At 63.9% G+C, this 19,466-nt stretch carries 21 protein-coding genes and 1 pseudogene; 13 read left to right on the forward strand and 9 right to left on the reverse strand.

Translation table 11 applies throughout. The features are described 5' to 3' along the window. The first annotated feature begins 27 nt into the window (after positions 1-27). From ASD99_RS24845 to rpsP, 5 genes are all read left to right on the forward strand, one after another. Positions 28-633, forward strand: a complete 606-nt coding sequence (locus ASD99_RS24845; RefSeq protein WP_057145211.1) for a DUF1236 domain-containing protein — start codon at positions 28-30, stop codon at positions 631-633. 178 nt (positions 634-811) lie between these two features. Then, positions 812-1,774, forward strand: coding sequence for a CPBP family intramembrane glutamic endopeptidase (locus ASD99_RS24850; protein ID WP_057145212.1), 963 nt, complete (start codon positions 812-814; stop codon positions 1,772-1,774). A gap of 275 nt (positions 1,775-2,049) precedes the next feature. Then, positions 2,050-3,648 carry a signal recognition particle protein gene (ffh, locus tag ASD99_RS24855; protein ID WP_056585657.1) on the forward strand — a complete coding sequence of 533 codons (1,599 nt, stop codon included), beginning with the start codon at positions 2,050-2,052 and terminating at the stop codon, positions 3,646-3,648. 8 nt (positions 3,649-3,656) lie between these two features. Next, a complete protein-coding gene (locus tag ASD99_RS24860; protein WP_057145213.1) occupies positions 3,657-3,983 on the forward strand; it encodes a chorismate mutase in 327 nt (108 codons plus the stop codon). Between the two features lie 39 nt (positions 3,984-4,022). Continuing rightward, on the forward strand, positions 4,023-4,424 hold the full coding sequence (rpsP, locus tag ASD99_RS24865; RefSeq protein ID WP_013528800.1) for a 30S ribosomal protein S16: 402 nt from the start codon (positions 4,023-4,025) through the stop codon (positions 4,422-4,424). An 84-nt stretch (positions 4,425-4,508) separates the two neighbouring features. Here the strand turns inward: rpsP and ASD99_RS24870 are convergent, their stop codons facing one another. After that, positions 4,509-4,772 carry a YMGG-like glycine zipper-containing protein gene (locus ASD99_RS24870; protein WP_057145214.1) on the reverse strand — a complete coding sequence of 88 codons (264 nt, stop codon included), beginning with the start codon at positions 4,770-4,772 and terminating at the stop codon, positions 4,509-4,511. Between the two features lie 324 nt (positions 4,773-5,096). Between ASD99_RS24870 and ASD99_RS24875 the strand changes: the two genes are divergently transcribed. After that, on the forward strand, positions 5,097-5,504 hold the full coding sequence (locus tag ASD99_RS24875; protein ID WP_056585653.1) for an ACT domain-containing protein: 408 nt from the start codon (positions 5,097-5,099) through the stop codon (positions 5,502-5,504). 336 nt (positions 5,505-5,840) lie between these two features. Here the strand turns inward: ASD99_RS24875 and ASD99_RS24880 are convergent, their stop codons facing one another. Beyond that, complete coding sequence (locus ASD99_RS24880) at positions 5,841-6,875, reverse strand: aspartate-semialdehyde dehydrogenase (RefSeq protein WP_027059343.1); 1,035 nt, start codon at positions 6,873-6,875, stop codon at positions 5,841-5,843. 436 nt (positions 6,876-7,311) lie between these two features. On the opposite strand from ASD99_RS24880, the gene ASD99_RS24885 reads away from it, so the two are divergent. Beyond that, a complete protein-coding gene (locus ASD99_RS24885; protein WP_057145215.1) occupies positions 7,312-9,183 on the forward strand; it encodes a DEAD/DEAH box helicase in 1,872 nt (623 codons plus the stop codon). A 23-nt stretch (positions 9,184-9,206) separates the two neighbouring features. Here ASD99_RS24885 and ASD99_RS24890 read toward each other — a convergent pair whose 3' ends face one another. Further along, a complete protein-coding gene (locus ASD99_RS24890) occupies positions 9,207-10,622 on the reverse strand; it encodes a glycosyltransferase (protein ID WP_057145216.1) in 1,416 nt (471 codons plus the stop codon). 154 nt (positions 10,623-10,776) lie between these two features. Here ASD99_RS24890 and ASD99_RS24895 point away from each other — a divergent pair, with 154 nt between their 5' ends. Further along, a complete protein-coding gene (locus ASD99_RS24895; protein ID WP_057145217.1) occupies positions 10,777-11,475 on the forward strand; it encodes a DUF805 domain-containing protein in 699 nt (232 codons plus the stop codon). A 68-nt stretch (positions 11,476-11,543) separates the two neighbouring features. Here the strand turns inward: ASD99_RS24895 and leuB are convergent, their stop codons facing one another. The 5 genes from leuB to leuD all read right to left on the reverse strand — a co-directional run bounded on the left by leuB (position 11,544) and on the right by leuD (position 15,375). Next, positions 11,544-12,647, reverse strand: coding sequence for a 3-isopropylmalate dehydrogenase (gene leuB / locus ASD99_RS24900; RefSeq protein ID WP_057145218.1), 1,104 nt, complete (start codon positions 12,645-12,647; stop codon positions 11,544-11,546). Positions 12,648-12,814: 167 nt separating this feature from the next. After that, complete coding sequence (locus tag ASD99_RS24905) at positions 12,815-13,165, reverse strand: VOC family protein (protein WP_056585648.1); 351 nt, start codon at positions 13,163-13,165, stop codon at positions 12,815-12,817. Positions 13,166-13,178: 13 nt separating this feature from the next. Continuing rightward, positions 13,179-13,562, reverse strand: a complete 384-nt coding sequence (locus tag ASD99_RS24910) for a RidA family protein (RefSeq protein ID WP_056585646.1) — start codon at positions 13,560-13,562, stop codon at positions 13,179-13,181. A 222-nt stretch (positions 13,563-13,784) separates the two neighbouring features. Continuing rightward, positions 13,785-14,708 carry a hypothetical protein gene (locus tag ASD99_RS24915; protein ID WP_057145219.1) on the reverse strand — a complete coding sequence of 308 codons (924 nt, stop codon included), beginning with the start codon at positions 14,706-14,708 and terminating at the stop codon, positions 13,785-13,787. A 61-nt stretch (positions 14,709-14,769) separates the two neighbouring features. Next, on the reverse strand, positions 14,770-15,375 hold the full coding sequence (gene leuD, locus ASD99_RS24920) for a 3-isopropylmalate dehydratase small subunit (protein ID WP_056585642.1): 606 nt from the start codon (positions 15,373-15,375) through the stop codon (positions 14,770-14,772). A 291-nt stretch (positions 15,376-15,666) separates the two neighbouring features. On the opposite strand from leuD, the pseudogene ASD99_RS24925 reads away from it, so the two are divergent. The 5 genes and pseudogenes from ASD99_RS24925 (at position 15,667) to ASD99_RS24945 (ending at position 18,273) form a co-directional block, all read left to right on the forward strand. Continuing rightward, positions 15,667-16,092, forward strand: a pseudogene (locus ASD99_RS24925) (GNAT family N-acetyltransferase). Between the two features lie 76 nt (positions 16,093-16,168). Further along, positions 16,169-16,486 (forward strand): ArsR/SmtB family transcription factor, encoded by a 318-nt coding sequence (locus ASD99_RS24930; protein WP_082525391.1) that lies wholly within the window; start codon positions 16,169-16,171, stop codon positions 16,484-16,486. After that, the gene (locus tag ASD99_RS24935) at positions 16,486-16,932 is read left to right on the forward strand and encodes an SRPBCC family protein (RefSeq protein ID WP_056585636.1); all 447 of its coding nucleotides are present in this window, start codon (positions 16,486-16,488) and stop codon (positions 16,930-16,932) included. Before ASD99_RS24930 ends, ASD99_RS24935 begins: the two co-directional genes overlap by 1 nt. A gap of 46 nt (positions 16,933-16,978) precedes the next feature. After that, on the forward strand, positions 16,979-17,467 hold the full coding sequence (locus ASD99_RS24940; protein ID WP_244497888.1) for an SRPBCC family protein: 489 nt from the start codon (positions 16,979-16,981) through the stop codon (positions 17,465-17,467). A 74-nt stretch (positions 17,468-17,541) separates the two neighbouring features. Further along, complete coding sequence (locus ASD99_RS24945) at positions 17,542-18,273, forward strand: DUF72 domain-containing protein (RefSeq protein ID WP_056585632.1); 732 nt, start codon at positions 17,542-17,544, stop codon at positions 18,271-18,273. Here the strand turns inward: ASD99_RS24945 and ASD99_RS24950 are convergent. Further along, on the reverse strand, positions 18,270-19,436 hold the full coding sequence (locus ASD99_RS24950) for an NAD(P)/FAD-dependent oxidoreductase (protein ID WP_057145220.1): 1,167 nt from the start codon (positions 19,434-19,436) through the stop codon (positions 18,270-18,272). The two genes, ASD99_RS24945 and ASD99_RS24950, sit on opposite strands and share 4 nt — an antisense overlap. Between the last annotated feature and the right edge of the window lie 30 nt (positions 19,437-19,466).

Genomic DNA, 19,466 nt, shown 5'->3' on the forward strand with positions numbered 1-19,466 from the left:
GAGGGACCAAGAAAACGGAGAGAAACCATGAAATCCCTATTGTTTCCGGCGGTCGCCGGAATGCTGACCGTGATGTCGGGCGCCGCGTTTGCCGACACCGCCGTCTCCGCCGTCACCGATCTCAACGTCCGCGCCGGGCCGGGCCCACAATATCCTGTCATCGGCGTGCTTGCCGCCGGCCAGTCGGCGACGCTCAATGGCTGCATCGAAAACAGCAAATGGTGCACCATCGCCGAGGCCGGCGGCCAGGGTTGGGTCTATTCCGATTATGTGACGGCTGATTTCAGCGGCACCCGGGTGGTGCTGACGCAGCGGCCGCACGGTTCCAGCATCGCGGTCGTCTCGCCGCCGGAGGACATCGCTAACTACTCAACCGACTATACCGGCGCGATCGTTGCCGGCGAGCCGATGGAGGACGCCTTTCCGCCACCGCCGCCCGAAATCAGAACCTATGTCGACACGCATCGCCTCGACCCCGTCTATCTCGACGGCGAGGTGGTGACCGGCGCGACCCTGCCCGACACCGTCGAGCTGAGCGAAATTCCGGACTACAACTACCGCTATGTCTATGTGAACGGCCAGCCGGCGCTGATCGATCCGCAGACGCGGCGCATCATGTACGTCGTGCGCTAACGTAAATTTAGCACAGGCGGCCGCCGCGAGAGCAGCGACCGCCTGGTGACTTGGCAGGCGGTCGGTCCTGCGGCACCGCGCATCCTGGGCGTGGGCATGAATCCTTTGTGAAAATCGATTCCGATTTTCCGGACCATCGGCTAGATCAACAGCTGAAGGATTCGGCAAAGGGGCCAGCGTGACGATCGATTCGGCCGCATTCGAGCGCTACCGGCAGTCACCGAACGCCAGGACGACCTTGCCGCGCCTTTTCCTCGGAACGGCGATCGTGGTCCTGTTCTGGGCCGCCACGACCGCGGCCGTGCTGTTCGGCGGCACCTATGTCTTCTTCGCCTGGCAGGCACCAGCGGGTCCGCCGCCCGAGGGAGTGATGCAGGGCTTCCTAGCTTCGCCCATCGGCATCCTCACCGCGCTCGTCTCTTTTGCCGGTATCTGGATCGGCCTGTGGGTCGCGATGCGCTGGGTGCATGGCGAGAAGCTGTCGGCGCTGATCGGCAACAGCCGTCGTATTTCGCGGTCGGACTTCCTCAAGGGGCTGATCGCGGTGCTGATCACCTCGCTCATATCCGAGATCCTGCTCTATCTCTTGCAGCCACAGATCGCGCGCGGCCCGATCAGCCTGTCGTCCTGGCTGCTGTTCCTGATCCCGATCGCCGCGCTCACTTTGTTGCAGACCTCGTCGGAAGAGGTGCTGTTTCGCGGCTATCTGCTGCGCGGCCTGGCCAACCGGTTCAGGAGCCCGTTCATCTGGGCGCTGTTGCCGGCCCTGTTGTTCACCTCGCTGCATTGGAGTGCAAGCGCGGCGCCCGCCATCAACGCCTGCGTGCTCGCCTCGATCGCCGCTTTTGCGCTGCTGCTGACGCTTGTGGTCTATGCCACCGGCAATCTTGGCGCCGCCCTGGGTGCTCATCTCGGCAACAATCTGACCGGGTTTCTCCTGATCTCGCATCAGCAAAGCTACAATTCCTTCGCTCTGTTCACCGCCAGGCCGCTCGAAGGGCCGGGCTGGACGACATATGATGCCGTTCTCATCGCCTTTATCGGCATCGCCTGCAGCTTGCTGACGATCGTGCTGCTTTTGCATCCGCGTTCGCCGCTCAGGGTTGCCGCCGAGTTGCCCGACCAGTCGAGCACGGGCTGAATGCAGCCTGGAGACGGCCCAACATGGGCCTCGTCTTGACTCTGCGGCCGATTTCCTGTCTACACGCCCCGAATTCCGCGACGAGTATCCCTCCGAGCAAGCCGACCAGGACGCCGAAACCTCTTTGAGGTGGAGTGCTGTAAATCGATCCTGGAGGCCAACACCCGGCAGCGCTGAGCGCCCCCGGGTGCGTTCTGGTTTTGGGCTTTTGCTTGGACACTTGGCGCGAACGCATTACCTCTCGGGTCGAATGAACCGAGATTGAAGGAAGATCGATGTTTGAATCGCTTCAGGAGCGCCTTGGCTCCATCCTGAACGGCCTGACCGGCCGCGGTGCCCTGTCCGAGGCTGATGTCTCGGCGGCGCTGCGCGAGGTGCGCCGTGCGCTGCTCGAGGCAGACGTAGCGCTGGAAGTGGTGCGCTCGTTCACCGACAAGGTGCGCGAGAAGGCCGTCGGCGCCGCCGTGGTCAAGTCGATCAAGCCCGGCCAGATGGTCGTCAAGATCGTCCATGACGAACTGGTCGAGATGCTCGGCGCCGAAGGCGTCGCCATCGATCTCAATGCCCCGGCCCCGGTCGTCATCATGATGGTCGGCCTGCAGGGCTCCGGCAAGACGACCACTTCGGCCAAGATCGCCAAGCGCCTTTCCGAGCGTCAGAACAAGAAGGTTCTGATGGCCTCGCTCGACACGCGCCGCCCGGCCGCGCAGGAGCAGCTGCGCCAGCTCGGCGAACAGGTCAAGGTCGCCACGCTGCCGATCGTCGACGGCCAGTCGCCGGTCGACATCGCGCGCCGCGCCGTGCAGGCGGCCAAGCTCGGCGGCCACGACGTCGTCATCCTCGACACCGCCGGCCGTACCCATATCGACGAGCCGCTGATGGTCGAGATGGCCGACATCAAGAAGGTATCGAGCCCACACGAAATCCTGCTGGTCGCCGATTCGCTGACCGGCCAGGACGCCGTCAACCTGGCCAAGAGCTTCGACGAGCGCGTCGGCATCACCGGTCTCGTTCTGACCCGCATGGACGGCGACGGCCGCGGTGGTGCCGCGCTTTCGATGCGCGCCGTCACCGGCAAGCCGATCAAGCTGATCGGCACCGGCGAGAAGATGGACGGGCTGGAGGAATTCCATCCCAAGCGCATCGCCGACCGCATCCTTGGCATGGGCGACATTGTCTCGCTCGTCGAAAAGGCTGCAGAAAACATCGACGCCGAACAGGCGGCGGCGATGGCCAAGAAGATGCAGTCGGGCAAGTTCGACCTGAACGACCTCGCCAGCCAGCTTCAGCAGATGTCGAAGATGGGCGGCATGGGCGGCATCATGGGCATGATGCCCGGCATGGGCAAGATGAAGGACCAGATGGCCGCCGCCGGTCTCGACGACAAGATGTTCGGCCGCCAGCTCGCCATCATCTCGTCGATGACCAAGGCCGAGCGCGCCAACCCGGATTTGCTGAAGCATTCGCGCAAGAAGCGCATCGCCGCCGGTTCCGGCACCGATGCGGCCGAAATCAACAAGCTGCTCAAGATGCATCGCGGCATGGCCGACATGATGAAGGCGATGGGCGGCAAGGGCAAAGGCGGCGGCCTCATGCGCGGCATGATGGGCGGCCTCGCCTCCAAGATGGGCCTCGGCGGCATGATGCCTGGCGGCATGGGCGGCATGATGGGCGGCGGCATGCCTGACCTGTCGAAGATGGACCCCAAGCAGCTCGAAGCGTTGCAGAAACAGGCCCAGGCAGCCGGCCTCGGCGGTGGCATGAAAGGCCTTCCCGGCGGCGGTGGCCTGCCCGGCCTGCCCGGCGGCATGAAACTTCCGGGGCTTCCCGGCCTCGGCGGTGGCGGACTGCCCGGCCTTGGCAAGAAGAAGTGAGGACACGGATGAACGAAGAAAAGGACATGGCCGACGCACGCATCATACTGGCCGACTACCGCGCCTCGATCGACAACATCGACGCAGCCCTCATCCATATGCTGGCCGAGCGCTTCCGCTGCACCAAGGCGGTTGGCGTGCTGAAGGCGACGCATGGCCTGCCGCCGGCCGACCCGGCACGCGAGCAGCAGCAGATCGCCCGGCTTCGCCAGCTGGCGAAGGATGCCCATCTCGACCCGGATTTCGCTGAAAAATTCCTCAACTTCGTCGTCCGCGAAGTGATCCGCCACCACGAACAGATCGCCGCTTCCAACGGCGTGACGAAAACCAACTGAAACCCAATCAACGAACTTAGAGTTCTTAGGAGAAAAGAAATGCCCTTGAAGATCCGACTGGCCCGTGCGGGCTCGAAGAAGCGTCCATACTACCACGTCGTCATCGCCGACGCCCGTTCGCCGCGCGACGGCCGGTTCATCGAGTCGATCGGCTCGTGGAACCCGCTGCTGCCCAAGGATGGCGAACGCGTCAAGGTCGATGCCGACCGCGTCAAGCATTGGCTGGCGCATGGCGCCCAGCCGACCGACCGCGTGCTGCGCTTCCTTGACGAGGCCGGCCTCGTCAAGCGCGACGCCCGCTCCAACCCGAAGAAGGCCGAGCCGGGCAAGAAGGCGCAGGAACGCGCTGCCCTTCTGAAGAAGGCGCAGGAAGACGCCGCAGCCGCTGTTGCCGCTGCCGCAGCAGCACCGGCCGAGGCCGAAGCCGCTACCGCCGAATAGATATTGCTCTATCACATCCAGGAAAACGGCGGGCCCCAGGCCCGCCGTTTTGCTATGTGGACTTCATTCTCGAATGCGGCCCGATCAATAGCCGCTCGGGCAGCGGTCGATGTAGACGCGGCCACGGCGATCACGGTAGCGGCATTCGCCACTCTCGCTCGCCCGGCCGATCAGCGCACCAGCAACAGCGCCGACAGCGCCGCCAACGACGGCACCCTCAACCGGATCGCCGGCGACGGCAGCGCCGACCGCCGCCCCGCCCAGTCCGCCGACAGCAGCGCCTTTTTCCGTTTGTGAACAAGCGGCGAGGGGCACCAGCAGGGCCATCAAAAGCATCGTTCTCTTCATTGTCGTTCCTCTCCGATAGGGAAACGCCTCCGCCGCCAAGCGAATCTCTAACTCGCAACTCGGCGATTTGATCCCAAAGACATTGCCGGCAAAGGGATTGAGGTCCCAGCAGGGGGCACTGGCTGGAGCGTTTGAATGTCCATGGTATCGCGGACGGGCGCAGATCCTCAGCCTCGCTGGTGTGTGGTGCGACAAGCCGGCAAGTCCAGCCGCCAGGGACATCGCCATGTCGTGGGTACAGCGCGCGGACTATCGGCACGCGCCGGTCGCGGATATTGAGGAGCATGTGGGCTGCGGCCCGTTTCTGCGGCCGAGAGAAGACGAATGACCGGCGAAACCGATCTGAAGACACTGCTGGCATCGATGACGCCGCAACTGCTCGCCGGCACCTATGTCTTCGCCACGCTGGCGCGTGGCGTCGCTCAGCCGGACGGCCTCGAACCGGTGATGGTGTTTCGTGAGCGCGAGGGCGTGACGCTGATCGTGACCGAGGAGGCGGCCAGCGCAGCTGCACTGACAGCTTCCTTCCGCTGCCGGATGGTGACGCTGAACATCCATTCGTCGCTGGAAGCCGTCGGCTTCCTCGCCGCCATCACCACGCGGCTCGCCGCCGCCGGCATGGGCGTCAATCCGGTCTCGGCTTTCTACCACGACCATCTGTTCGTCCCCGCCGACCGGGCGGAGGAAGCGCTGGAGCTGTTGATGGAGTTGGCCGAGAAGAACAGAGCGTAGCGCATCGGCGAAGCTGCCGATCTCCCCCTTCGTGGGGGAGATGCCCGGCAGGGCAGAGGGGGGCGTCAAGGAACGCCAACTTCGCTCATCTACGGCCAGTAAAATGGGTCTGCGAGTGCAACTGAGATCAATTGAGAGGACAGCGGGACAGCGCCCCCCTCTGTCCTGCCGGACATCTCCCCCACAAGGGGGGAGATTGGCTCCCGGCCGAAGGCCGAGCCCGCGACCGCGGACCGCCGGTGATCCGGCGCCCTCGCGGAGGGCCAGCCGCGCTAGCGGCGGTGCGGCCCGTGAGCGAAAATCAGGTCGGCCGCAGGCCGAGCCCGTGAGCGAAAACTAAGCCGCCTTCTTTTTCGGCTGGATCAGGCCGCGCTCGACCAAAAGCTCGGCGATCTGCACCGCGTTGAGGGCCGCACCCTTGCGCAGGTTGTCGGAGACGATCCACATCGACAGGCCGTTGTCGATGGTCGAATCCTCGCGGATGCGCGAGATGAAGGTGGCGTCCTCGCCGGCCGATTCCAGCGGCGTGATGTAGCCGCCGTCCTCGCGCTTATCCAAGACCTGGCAGCCAGGGGCCTCGCGCAGGATATCGCGCGCCTCATCGGCGGTGATCGGCTTTTCGAACTCGATGTTGACCGCTTCCGAATGGCCGATGAACACCGGCACGCGTACGCAGGTCGCCGTCAGCTTGATCTTGGGGTCGAGCATCTTCTTGGTCTCGGCGACCATCTTCCACTCTTCCTTGGTGGAGCCGTCGTCGAGGAAGACGTCGATATGCGGGATGACGTTGAAGGCGATGCGCTTGGTGAACTTCTTGACCTCGACGCCATCGGCGACGAAGACCGCGCGCGTCTGCGTGAACAGCTCGTCCATGCCTTCCTTGCCGGCGCCCGACACCGACTGGTAGGTGGCGACGACGACGCGCTTGATGGTGGCGAAGTCATGCAGTGGCTTCAATGCCACCACCAGCTGCGCCGTCGAGCAGTTCGGATTGGCGATGATGTTCTTGCGCGTGAACAGCGAGATCGCGTCCGGGTTCACTTCCGGCACGATCAACGGCACATCCTGGTCGTAGCGGAAGGCCGACGAATTATCGATGACGACGCAGCCCTGCTTGCCGATCTTCGGCGACCATTCCTTGGAGACGTTGCCGCCGGCCGACATGATGCAGATGTCGGTGTCGGAAAAATCATACTGGTCGAGCGTCCTGACCTTCAGCGTGCGGTCGCCGAACGACACTTCAGTGCCCTGGCTGCGCCGCGAGGCCAGCGCCACGACTTCGCTCACCGGAAAGCCGCGCTCTTCCAGTATGTTGAGCATTTCCCGGCCCACATTGCCCGTGGCGCCGACGACTGCAACCTTGAAACTCATAAAAATCTCCTGTCCCTCTCCGCTTGGTTTTTGGAGAAACCCGCTGGCCGATGCGGGTTCCGTCCCCCGGGCCGAACCCGGGAGAGGGTGGTTAGGCCAAGGGAATCACACCGTTTTGGTGGTGGTTTTGGCCATGGTTTTGCTGGAACGAGGAGACGCGCCGACGCGCCCGGCCCAATGATGTGCATTGAGGCTGGGGGCATCGAATGCAAGAAGAGCCATCGAAAGGCCGCGCATCGAAAAACGATCCCGTTCGAAGCGGGCTTTTACGCGGTTTGCGTCAAGAGTCAATTGCGATGAGCGCCCTGTTGCCCTGTACAATGGCGGCGGCACGAAGTACGAACGGCATGACTATCCGGCTCATGGAGCGTCCCGACGCCCGCCGAAGACAGACCCATTGCTGGGCATATAAGAATCCGAATTCCGAAAGAGTAAGATGTCCAACTTCGATGCACTCGTTCCCGCGCTGGCAAAGGCGCTGGAAAAACGCGGCTATTCCGAACTGACGCCGGTACAGAAGGCGGTTGTGGCGCCCGAACTCGGTGAGGCCGATGCGTTGGTTTCGGCGCAGACCGGCTCCGGCAAGACGGTGGCCTTCGGCCTCGCCTTGGCGCCAACCTTGCTCGGAGGCGCCGAGCGCTTCGGCCACGCGGCGGCACCGCTGGCGCTGGCGGTGGCACCGACGCGCGAACTGGCGTTGCAGGTGACGCGCGAGCTGGAGTGGCTCTACGAACTGACCGGCGCCACCGTGGCGTCCTGCGTCGGCGGCATGGACATGCGCTCGGAGCGGCGTGTGCTGGAGCGTGGCGCCCACATCGTCGTCGGCACGCCCGGCCGGCTGCGCGACCATATCACCCGGCACTCGCTCGACATGTCCGCGCTCAAGGCGGTGGTGCTCGACGAGGCCGACGAGATGCTCGATCTCGGCTTTCGCGAGGACCTCGAATTCATCCTCGACGCGGCCCCCGCCGAACGCCGAACGCTGATGTTCTCGGCCACCGTGCCGCGCTCCATCGCAACGCTCGCGCAGGGCTACCAGCGCGATGCCGTGCGCATTTCGGCCGCCGGCGAGGAAAAACAGCATCTCGACATCGAATACCGGGCGCTGAGCGTTGCCCAGCCCGACCGGGAAAACGCCATCATCAATGTGCTGCGCTATTACGAGGCCAAGAACGCGCTGGTGTTCTGCAACACGCGTGCCGCCGTCAATCATCTGACCGCGCGCTTCAACAACCGCAACTTCTCCGTCGTCGCACTCTCCGGCGAACTCAGCCAGAACGAGCGCAGCCATGCCTTGCAGGCGATGCGCGACGGCCGCGCAAAAGTTTGCATCGCCACCGATGTGGCGGCACGCGGCATCGACCTGCCCAACCTCGAACTGGTCATCCACGCCGATTTGCCGACCAACCCGGAAACGCTGCTGCACCGCAGCGGCCGCACCGGCCGCGCCGGGCGCAAGGGCGTCAGCGCGCTGATCGTGCCCAACAGCGCCCGCAAGCGCACCGAGCGGCTGTTGCAGAACGCTGGCCTCAAGGCGACATGGGCGAGCCCGCCCTCGGCCGACGACGTGATCCGGCGCGACGACGAACGCATCCTTGCCGATCCGGTTTTCGACGAGCCGGTGAAGGATGACGAGCGCGGTTTCATCGACGCGCTGCTCGCCAGGCATGGCGCCGAACAGGTGGCCGCCGCCTTCGTGCGCCAGTGCCGCGCCAGCCGCTCGGCGCCCGAGGACCTCATGGAAATCGCGCCCTTCACGCCGTCGCGTGAAAGACCGGCGGGCGAAAACTTCGCGCGTCGCGACGAGGCACCCAGCCGCCGCGACGATTTCGGCGCCAGCGTCTGGTTCTCGCTGTCGATCGGGCGCCGGCAGAATGCCGAGCCGCGCTGGCTCATCCCGATGCTGTGCCGCACTGGCAGCATCAGCAAGCGCGAGATCGGCGCCATCAAGATGCAGCCCGATGAGACCTTCGTGCAGATCGCCGCGGACTGGGCCGACCGCTTCCTGGCCGCGATCGGTCCCGATCGCAAACTGCAAAACAACATCCTGGTGAAGCGGCTCGACGGCCAGCCCGATTTGTCGCGCGCCGGCTACCAGCCGCCAAGCCCCGACAAGAAACCGCATCGCGGCAAGGCGCCGTTCGACCCCAACGCCCCGAAGCGCAAATTCGAGAAACGCGCACCGGCATCAGCCGACCAGCGCCCGGCAGCCGAGCATGAGGCAAAGCCGTGGGCGAAGCCGGGCAAGCCGAAATTCGAAAACACCGGCGCGCCGAAGCACAAGAAGGCGAAGAAGCGCCCATCGTAGGGCTGGACCTGCCGGCAAGGCGCTCAACGTTCGGCGCGCGGGCGGGACGCGCTTTCCTTCAGGCCTGCCTTGATGGCGGCCCAGCTTGCCGCCGCAGGCGTTGGCCGATGCTTCTCTGCGATGCGCTCGACCAGAGAGGATCGCCACGCATGGTCCTGCGCCATCCTGCGGATCGCCTTGTACCAGCCTTGCTGGTCCTGCGAATCGACCGCCGGCATCAGGCCGCCGGTCGCCTCGATCAGCGACGGCGCTGTCGAGACGATGACCGGAACGCCGAAATCGAGACATTCCGACGCGCCGTAGCCCCAGCCCTCGATATGCGAGGGAAAGACGCCGAAGGAAGCGCTGCGATAGTAGCCGATGAGTTCCTCGTCGCTGACCAGCCCGGTGAACGTGACCCGCTCGAGCAGCCTGGGATGGGCCTTGAGATAGGCGCGCAGCGGATCGATCATCCAGCCCCAGCGCCCGGCGCAGACGAGCCTCGGCAGCTTGACGCCCTCGTCAAGCGCCTGCTGCCAGATCCGCGCCAAGAGGATGTGGTTCTTGCGCACTTCGATGGTCGAGCAGTAGAGCACGAACGGCTCGTCGGTCTCGATGCGCGAGGTCGTGCCAGCGCGCGATGCGTTTGCATGCAGGATGGAGGGCATCGGAAAGCGATACACGACCGGCGCGGCGACGCCGGCTTTGCGCATATGATCGGCGAGTGTGGCGCCAACCTCGTCGGAGGCGCAAAACGCCGGAGCACCGGAGCGGACGAGGTGCTCGAGATAGGACCCGAAACGGGTCTCGCGAGGGCCTGCACCGAGCAGGTCCGGACGCAATGCCGGGATGAGATCGTGGCAAAGGAAAGCAAGATCACCCGCACCGCCCGAGACGGCGGATCGGTCTTCCTCGGTCAGGATATGATGGCTGATGAGCACCAGACCCGGCTCCGCCTGCGCGGCAAGGGGTGCAGCTTCCTGGCGCAAGCCCAACAGGGCGCGCCGGTACAGACGATAGGCACGGATCAGCAGCCTCGTCACCTGATAGGCAATCCCTTTGCGGCCATTGGTCACCGTCCTGGCGAGATGGCGGTCAGCGTCGCGCTTGCCCCACGGCTGCTGCCTGACTGCCTCGAGGGCCTGCGAAAGCGCCGTGCATCTCCCCGGCCATCGTTTGACATGATGCGGTGAAATCTCGCCCGCCGCGACATGGTCCTGCTCGTAGGGGGCAAGCGCGCGGAACCGGCCTTCATCGGCTCTGAACGCCACCACCTCCACGCATGGGTCGGGATCCGCCAACGCCGCGTTGATGAGAAAGCTTTCTACCCGTGGGATGCCGGCCAGGCCCTCGCCGGGCGGCCACAACATCAGGCCGGTGGCGTCGATGGCCAGCCTCGGAGGCCTTGCGGCCTCTCTGCCCTCTATCACGGCGCTGGTGTCGGAACGCTCGGCTGTCATTGTCTGCTTGTGGGTCTGCTTTTGGCAAAGGCGGTTGCACTTGATGCCTTATGCTTCATTTGCCGCCAACACGGTAGCCATGCGGCCCGGTATTGCCCATCGGCTCGGCCCTGTGTCACACCTTCGGGCAGGGACGTGGCGAGAGGGGTGGCATATGCGCGGCGAAGTGCTTCACTATGACGAGGACCAGGGTTTTGGCTTCATCACCGGAGCCGACGGCAACCGCTATACCTTCACCCGCGAGAACCTGCGCCGGCAATCCGCCATGCCCAACGGCACGGCCGTCGAGTTCCAGCCGGGCGGCGGCCAGGCGCGCGACGTCTTTTCGATCGCCGCCCCGGCCGCCGCACACCCCGGCACCAAGGCCGCACTGGCCCAGGTCAGCGTTCCACCTGCAACAGCGCCTCCCGCGCAGCATTTCGGCCGGTCTTCCGAGACAGCCGAGCCCAGCGATCTCTGGGGCTATTTCTGGCGTGGCGTGACGCAGAACTATTTCAATTTCGCCGGGCGCGCGCATCGCAAGGAATATTGGGGCTACTGCCTGTTCTGGACGGTTTGCTTGCTGATCATCGGCGGCACCGGCCTGTACACCGATATGGATATGGGCGGCTTCGACAGCGATATCTCGGGGGCGGTAACGGTTGGGCTGTGCGGCACCTTCCTGCTGGCGACAGTTCTTCCCAGCCTCGGCATGATCGTGCGCCGGCTGCATGACATCGGCCTGTCGGGCTGGCTCTGCCTGCTGATCCTGATTCCGACCATCGGCAGCCTGATCATCCTGGTCTTCGCGCTGATCCCGACGCAAGCCCGGGAAAACCAGTGGGGACCAGTGCCGGCAGGCGTCCGGGTTTGACAGCCCCCAAGCCGTTTCAGCGTCGCGGACAATTTCGGTCGTCGCCCGGCGGACGATGACCGCCGCGATTATCCCAGGAACTTGGCGATGATCGCGTCGCCCATCTCGACCGTGCCGACCTCGGTCATGCCCGCGGACATGATGTCCTTGGTGCGCAGGCCATCGTCGAGCACTGCGGCGATGGCGCTTTCGAGACGGTCGGCTTCCGCCACCATGCCGAAGGAATAGCGCAGGCACATGGCGAAGGAGGCGATCATGGCGATCGGGTTGGCGATGCCCTTGCCGGCAATGTCGGGGGCCGAGCCATGCACCGGCTCGTAGAGCGCCTTGCGCTTCTTGGTCTTCACGTCAGGCGCGCCGAGCGAGGCCGACGGCAGCATGCCGATCGAGCCGGTCAGCATGGCGGCAATGTCGGACAGCATGTCGCCGAACAGATTGTCGGTGACGATGACGTCGAACTGTTTTGGCCAGCGCACCAGCTGCATGCCGCCGGCATCGGCCAGCATGTGGTCGAGCTTGACGTCGGAATAGCGGGCCTTGTGGGTCTGGGTGACGACCTCGTTCCACAGCACGCCCGACTTCATCACATTGCGCTTTTCCATCGAGGTGACGTGGTTCTTGCGCGTCCGTGCCAGTTCGAAGGCGACGCCGGAAATGCGCTCGATCTCGAACGTGTCGTAGACCTGCGTGTCGATGCCGCGCTTCTGGCCGTTGCCGAGATCGATGATCTGCTTGGGCTCGCCGAAGTAAACGCCGCCGGTCAGCTCGCGCACGATGAGGATGTCGAGACCCTCGACCACCTCCTGCTTTAGCGAGGAGGACGCCGCCAGTGCCGGATAGCAGATGGCCGGGCGCAGATTGGCGAACAGCTCCATGTCCTTGCGCAGCCGCAGCAGGCCGGCCTCAGGGCGTACCTCGTAGGGCACCGCGTCCCATTTTGGACCGCCGACGGCGCCGAACAGCACCGCGTCGGCCGCCATCGCCTTTTCCATGTCGGCATCGGAGATCGCCGCGCCATGCGCGTCATAGGCGCAGCCGCCGACCAGACCGTCCTCGGTGGTAAAACCGCTGCCGAGCTTGTCGTTCATGGCTGATATCAGTTTCTTGACCTCGGCCATGGCCTCCGGACCGATGCCGTCGCCGGGGAGCAGGAAAAGATGTTTCGTTGCCATGGAGAAACCGTCCCAGAAAGAATTTGAACCGCGGCCTTGCTAAACGCCGAACGGCCGACGCGCAAGCAGGAACGCGGGGATGAAATATGAGCAACGTTCTTTTGGCGATCCCTGGCCGCCGACATCTCAAGATCCGCACTCGCCTTGGCGCTTACAGACCTATGCCATCACCGATGCGAGAGAATGTTGACCAGCCGGCCGAACGGATCGCGCACATAGAAGCGCCGCACGCCCCAGGGCTCGTCGGCCGGTCCGTATTCGATGGCGAAGCCGGCGGTCTTCATGGCATCGAGCGCTGCATCGACATCGTCGACCTCGATCGACAGATCCGGCACCGGCGTGCCGGAGCCGCCATGTGCCATGAAACTGATCTGGACATCCATCTTTGCTTGGGAGCCGTAGGTGGCGATCCAGCCAAGGTCCATCAGCACGTCGAGGCCGAGTACGTCCTGGTAGAAGCGTTTTGCCGCCACGATGTCTTGCGTGGCGATGTTGGCAACGATGCGCTGGACTTTCATCGCTTGACCGCCTTCAAGCCGTGCGCCGCAGCGCGGTGACTTCGATCTCGATCTTCATTTCCGGCTTGTTGAGCTGGCAGACGATCATCGTCGCCGCCGGCCTGATGTCGCCGAACGTCTCGCCCAGGATCGGAAAGACGATGTCCACGAAGGCCTGGTCGGTGATGTAATAATGCGCCCGCACCACGTCGGCCATCTCGAAGCCGCCATCCTTGAGCGCCTTGCCGATCGTGGCCAGGCAATGGCGCGTCTGCGCCTCGACCGTCTCCGGCATCGTCATCGTCGCATAGTCGTAGCCGGTCGTGCCGGACACGAAGCACCAGTCGCCCTGCACCACGGCACGCGAATAGCCGGCGGTCTTTTCGAACGGGGAACCGGTGGAGATCAGTTTTCGCATATGAGGGGCCTTGCTTGGGTTGTCGGCCAAGATTAGCAGGCGGAACGGCGCGGGTCGTGGGCCAAGCCAGGCGAACTGTTAGCCCGGAAGCGAAGCGCGAACCTCCGAGATTGGCTGAAGCATCCCTTCCGTCGTCATCCTATGGCGGAGCAAGGAGCGTAGCGACACGGCGCAGACCCCTGGATGACGAAAGCGCGGGGGGCGCCGCGCAACGCTAATGCCTCAATTTGCAGTCCCCAGCGCCTTGTCCAGCGCCTCCTTGACATCGGCCGGCCATGTCGTCACCGCCGGCCAGGCGTCGGGCTCGGGCTTGTCGCCGCGACGGGCGAAGTAGAGCTTGTGCTGGGCCGGGTCGACCGCCATGAAGCCGTCATTGCCGCCGCAGTCATGCGGTACGCAGCCGCTGGCGTAGAAGACGCCCGAAGCGGTCTTTTCCGTGCCGCCGCCGACCAGCAGGCTGGTCGCCATGTCGGGCATGTCCTTGCCGAGCAGCTTTTCCGCTTCCTTGTAGACGGCCTCGTTGTGGAAAGCGTCGATGATGTTCTGGTACTTTTCCGGATCGATGTCCTTCCAGTCGGTGCCGGGTTCCGGCATGTAGGTCAGGTTGCCCGAGATCGTCAGTCCGTCGGTCGGCGACCACTGCAAGGCCGGCTTCTCATCCCCCGGCAACAGATAGGGCACGAAATAGATGGCGTTGTCGGACACCGCCGAGGGCGGCGCGCCGCAGTCGTCCTGCTCGACGGTGGTGCTCTGGATGGTGCCGCCTTCCGGCTTCCAGACGATCACCGTGGCCGGTCCGCATTGGTTGCCGCCATCGCCGACATCGAACAGCGCCACCTTGACGCCGCCGACCTCGACTATTCTGTCGAAGAAGACGTCATAGTTGGTGGCCAGTTGCTTGCCGTCATAGGCAAGCACCTTCTCACCGTCCTGTTCCGGTTGGGTGATGGTCAGCGTGCCGCCCTCGAAGGGTACAGGCGCTTGGCTGTCGTCATCGGAAGCGTCGGCGGCGTCTGTCCCTTGGTCCGTAGCAGACTTTTCGGCCGCAGACGGCGCGGTGGGCGTCTGCGTCTGGGCATGGCTCAAAGTGGCAGGCATCAAAAGAAACGCCAGCCCGCAGGTGCCAGCAAGAAGCGAACGAGTCATGACTGTCCTCCGCTGAGTCGCCACGAACCCGGCCTGTGGCGGCCGGGTCAGATCCTACCACTCAGGCCCAGGGGCGCTGTTCGGCGTTGCGCTTCTCGAACGAAGCGATGGCGTCGGCCTTCTCCATGGTCAGGCCGATATCATCGAGACCATTGAGCAGGCAGTGCCGCTTGAAGTCGTCGAGGTCGAATTTGACCACGCCGCCATCCGGCCCGCGGATTTCCTTGGCCTCGAGGTCGACCGACACCGTGGCGTTGGAGCCGCGCGACGCATCGTCCATCAGCTTCTCGAGATCCTCGGGGCTGACGGTGATCGGCAGGATGCCGTTCTTGAAGCAGTTGTTGTAGAAGATGTCGGCGAACGAGGTCGAGATGACGCAGCGAATGCCGAAGTCGAGCAGCGCCCACGGCGCGTGCTCCCTGCTCGAGCCGCAGCCGAAATTATCGCCGGCAACCAGGATCTGCGCCTTGCGGTAGGCCGGCTTGTTGAGCACGAAATCCGGATTTTCCGAACCGTCGTCCTTGTAGCGCATTTCGGCGAACAGGCCGGTGCCAAGCCCGGTGCGCTTGATCGTCTTCAGATAATCCTTGGGGATGATCATGTCGGTGTCGACATTGACGATCGGCATCGGAGCGGCGACGCCGGTGAGCTTGGTGAATTTTTCCATGGCTTTTGCCCGTGTTTTCGTTGCGGGAGGATTTGCTGACGCCGGTTTACACAAAGCCGGCGGCAAATAAAAGGCAACTGTTTGTGCGGGACGCATCGCCTATAGCAGGCAAGGCCAGTTTGAAAATCTGGCGACGACCCGCCCCGTCTCGACCGGGGGCCTCCAGCATGTAGCTGGCGCTCTTCCCCTGAGCTACGGGCCGCCGTAGTGGCTGTATCATGCCACCCGCTGAAACTGAACCACCTCAAAAATGGCTTCGAGATCCTGGCCAGCTGATGCAATCTGGCCGTCATGGCAGAAAACTCTCACATCCTCTATGCACGCGAACCAGCACTCGACGTCGCCGAATTCCGTCGCGTGCTGGTCGAATCCGGCCTCGGCGGGACACGCCCCGTCGATGACGACATCAGGCTGCAGGCGATGCTATCGGGCGCCAATCTGGTGCTGACCGCGCGTCTCGACGTGGAGGGCAAGCCGCTGATCGGCGTTATCAGGGCGCTCACCGACTTCTCCTAGGTCTGCTACATCTCCGAACTCGCCGTTTCCCAATCGGCGCAAGGGCTCGGCATCGGCAAGGGCCTGATGGCCGAGGCGCGCCGGCAACTCGGCCCGTCCGTCGCCATCAGCCTGATCTCCATGCCCGACGCCGTCGGCTTCTACGAACGCATCGGCATGAAGCGCATGGCCGACGCCTTCTGGTTCTCCCGCAAGGGCTGACCTTCCTCACAAAGCCGTGACGTTTCTGATGACCTTGGTCGCTTGACATGCAACCAGATGGTTGCATATTAAAGCTATGAGCATGGATGCCGTCTTTCGCGCCTTGGCCGACCCGACCCGTCGGCAGTTGCTGGACAGCCTCCATGCCAGGAACGGGCAGACGCTGAACGCGCTGTGTGAACAGATGGACATGACGCGCCAGGCGGTGACCAAGCATTTGGCGATCCTGGAGGAGGCCAACCTCGTCACCACCATCCGCAAGGGGCGCGAGAAGGAGCACTATCTCAACCCCGTTCCCATCAACGAGATCGCCGACCGCTGGATCGGCAAATTCGAGCGGGGGCGGCTGACCGCTCTCGGCGACTTGAAGAAACGCCTCGAAAGGGAAGACTGATGAGCAACAAGTTCGTCTACGTGACCTACATCCGCACCACGCCCGAAAAGCTCTGGGAGGCGCTGACCGAGCCGGAATTCAACCGGCAGTTCTTTCTCTGCTCCTATCAGGAGAGCGATTGGAAAGTGGGCTCCAGCTGGAATCTGATGTTCCCGGACGGGCGCGTTGCCGACAGCGGCGAAATCCTCGAGATCGACCCGCCCAGACGCCTGGTCATCAAATGGCGCAATGAATGGATGCCGGAGGTGAAGGCCGACGGCTACACGCGCTGCACCTTCATCATCGAGCAGGACGGCGAGCTTATGAAGCTTGCCGTCACCCATGAAGCGGACGGGCCGCACAGCCTGATCGGGAACGTCGCCAAGGGGTGGCCGCTGGTACTGGCCAGCTTGAAGAGCCTGCTCGAGACCGGCAAGGGTTTTGAGCGTCCGCCATCAAAAGGATGAAACCTCGTTTCGAGAGCGAAACAAATTTGATGTGGAGGCATCCGTGATGCAAATTGCCAGAGTGCACAGCATGACCAATGGCGAGACGATCATGGCATCCGCCGAGATCGAAGCGCCTCCGGAACGCATCTTCAGAGCGCTGGTCGGCAAGGAAGTCGAGCAATGGTGGGGATCTGCCGCTACCTACCGGATGGTCGACTGGTCGGCCGACCTCCGCGTCGGTGGCCATTGGACCGTTGTTGTCCGGACGGCTGGCGGCAGGGACCTGCCGGCCGGCGGCGAATTCCTCGAGCTCGAGGCGCAGCGCCGGATCGTGCAGACGCGGGTCTATGCATGGGACCATCCAACACTTGGCCGACGGCAAACGACGATTGCCTGGCTGCTGGAGCCGACCGCCAAGGGCACGCGCCTCACCATCTGCCATGGTGGTTTTTCTGGGGTGAGCGAAGCGGCCACCGAGCATGCCGAGGGTTGGGGTCGCGTGCTGGCCTGGCTGCAGGCCTATGTCGAGGCTGAAAGACTGGCGGCGGCCTGAGCAGCGGGTCAGTGGCAGCGGCCCTTCACGCACCCTCGCCTTGACCTACACCTGATCTGGTCCACATCCCATGCATGGAAAAGCAGGGATGTTTCATAGGTACGGCCGGCTGGGGAATTCCGACGCGATACAAGGATGATTTCCCGCAACCCGGTTCTCACCTCGAACGCTATGCCAAGCGCCTTCCTATCGTTGAGATCGACACCTCCTTCTACAAGACGCATCGCCGCGAGACCTATGAACGCTGGGCGGGCTCCGTGTCGGATCATTTCCGCTTTGCCGTCAAGACACCAAAGGCGATGACCCATGAGCAGCGTCTCGTCGGCTGCGAGATGCTCTCTGAGGCCTTTCTCCAGCAGGTTGAAGGTCTCGGCGAAAAGCTAAGCGTGCTTCTGGTGCAGCTGCCGCCAAGTTTGCCCTTCGAGGCAGGCGTCGCAGGTGGTTTCTTCGACATGTTGGGGAGGCGAACCCCGGCAAGGCTGGTATGCGAGCCGCGCCATTCAAGCTGGTTCGATGCGGAGGCCGATACGCTTCTGACTAGCCGCCAGGTTGCGCGTGTTGCGGCCGACCCGGCTCCGGTGCCTGCAGCGGCGATCCCGGGCGGCTGGCCCGCCCTTGCCTATTTCCGCTGGCATGGCGTGCCGCGCGTCTATTATTCGGACTACGATGCCGAAAGTCTCGACGGGTTTGCGCGGCAAGTGGAAGGGGTGGTGGCTTTAGGCGCCGAGGCCTGGTGCATTTTCGACAACACGGCATCGGGGCACGCGCTCGGCAACGCTCTCGCCATCGATGCGATGCTTCGCTAAATCACATTCAATTCCCGAAACGCCCGCCCTTCCGCAACACGGCCATAGCCAAACGCCGAGCAGTCCACCGTGCGGTAGCCGCCATGCACGATCAACTCGGCCAGCGCCTTGCCGACCGCCGGCGCCTGCTGCAGGCCGTGGCCGGAGAATCCGTTGGCGAAGATGAAATTGCCGACCTCGGGATGCGGGCCGATCACCGCGTTCTGGTCGAGCGTGTTGTAATCGTAGTGCCCGGCCCAGGCACGCGTCGGCTTGATCGCTTCGAAAGCCGGAATGCGGGTCGCCAGCACCGGCCAGATCACCTCTTCGAACAGCGGCCAATCGACGTCGAAATCCCCGGGGGCGGCGGGACCGTCGCCCTCTTCCGGCTCGGCGCCGCCGGTGAGATAGACCGAGCCTTCCGGCCTGACATAAATGCCGGAGGGATCGACCAGCAGCGGCATGTCGGCATATTTCTCGCGCGCCTCGAAGACGAAGACGTTGCGCTTGCGCGGCTCGACCGGCAGCGCCAGCCCTGCAAGAGCTGCCACCTTGCCGGCATTCGGCCCGGCGGCGTTGATGATGGTGCCGGCTTCCAGCACCTCGCCATTGTCGAGGCTCACACCGATGACACGGTTGCCGTCGCGCGCAATACCGGTGACATCAGCGGTGATGAAATCGATCTTCTTCTGCCGCAGCGCCTTGCGGAACAGCATCAGCATCGCATGCGCGTCGAACCAACCCTCGCCGCTGCGGCCATAGGCGCCGGCGGCGATGCCCTCGGCCGACAGCCACGGGAACCGACGGACCAGCTGATCCACGTCCTCCAGCACGATGTCGGCGCCCTCGGCCATCTGCGCCTCGTGATTGCTCTTGAGGATCGACAAGCCGTCCTCGCCGGCAAGAATGAGATAGCCGCCTTCGCGAAAGCCGATATCGGCATCCGCGCCGAACTCTTCCTTCAGCCGCCGGAACAGTTTCAGCGTGAACTGCGACAGGCGGATGTTTTCCGGGATCGAGAATTGCTGGCGGATCGAGGCCATGGACAGCGTCGTTGCCGCGTGGGCGAATTGCGGGTCGCGCTCGACCAGCGCGATCGAACCGGAAAACCCTTCCTCGCGCAGATAATAGGCAACCGAGGAGCCGACGATGGCCCCGCCGATGATGACGATGTCGTAGCGCACGCTTTCTCGCCTTTCCGATTCGAGCCGCTG

This window comes from Mesorhizobium sp. Root695, assembly GCF_001428185.1.
In the GTDB taxonomy this organism is placed as follows: domain Bacteria; phylum Pseudomonadota; class Alphaproteobacteria; order Rhizobiales; family Rhizobiaceae; genus Mesorhizobium.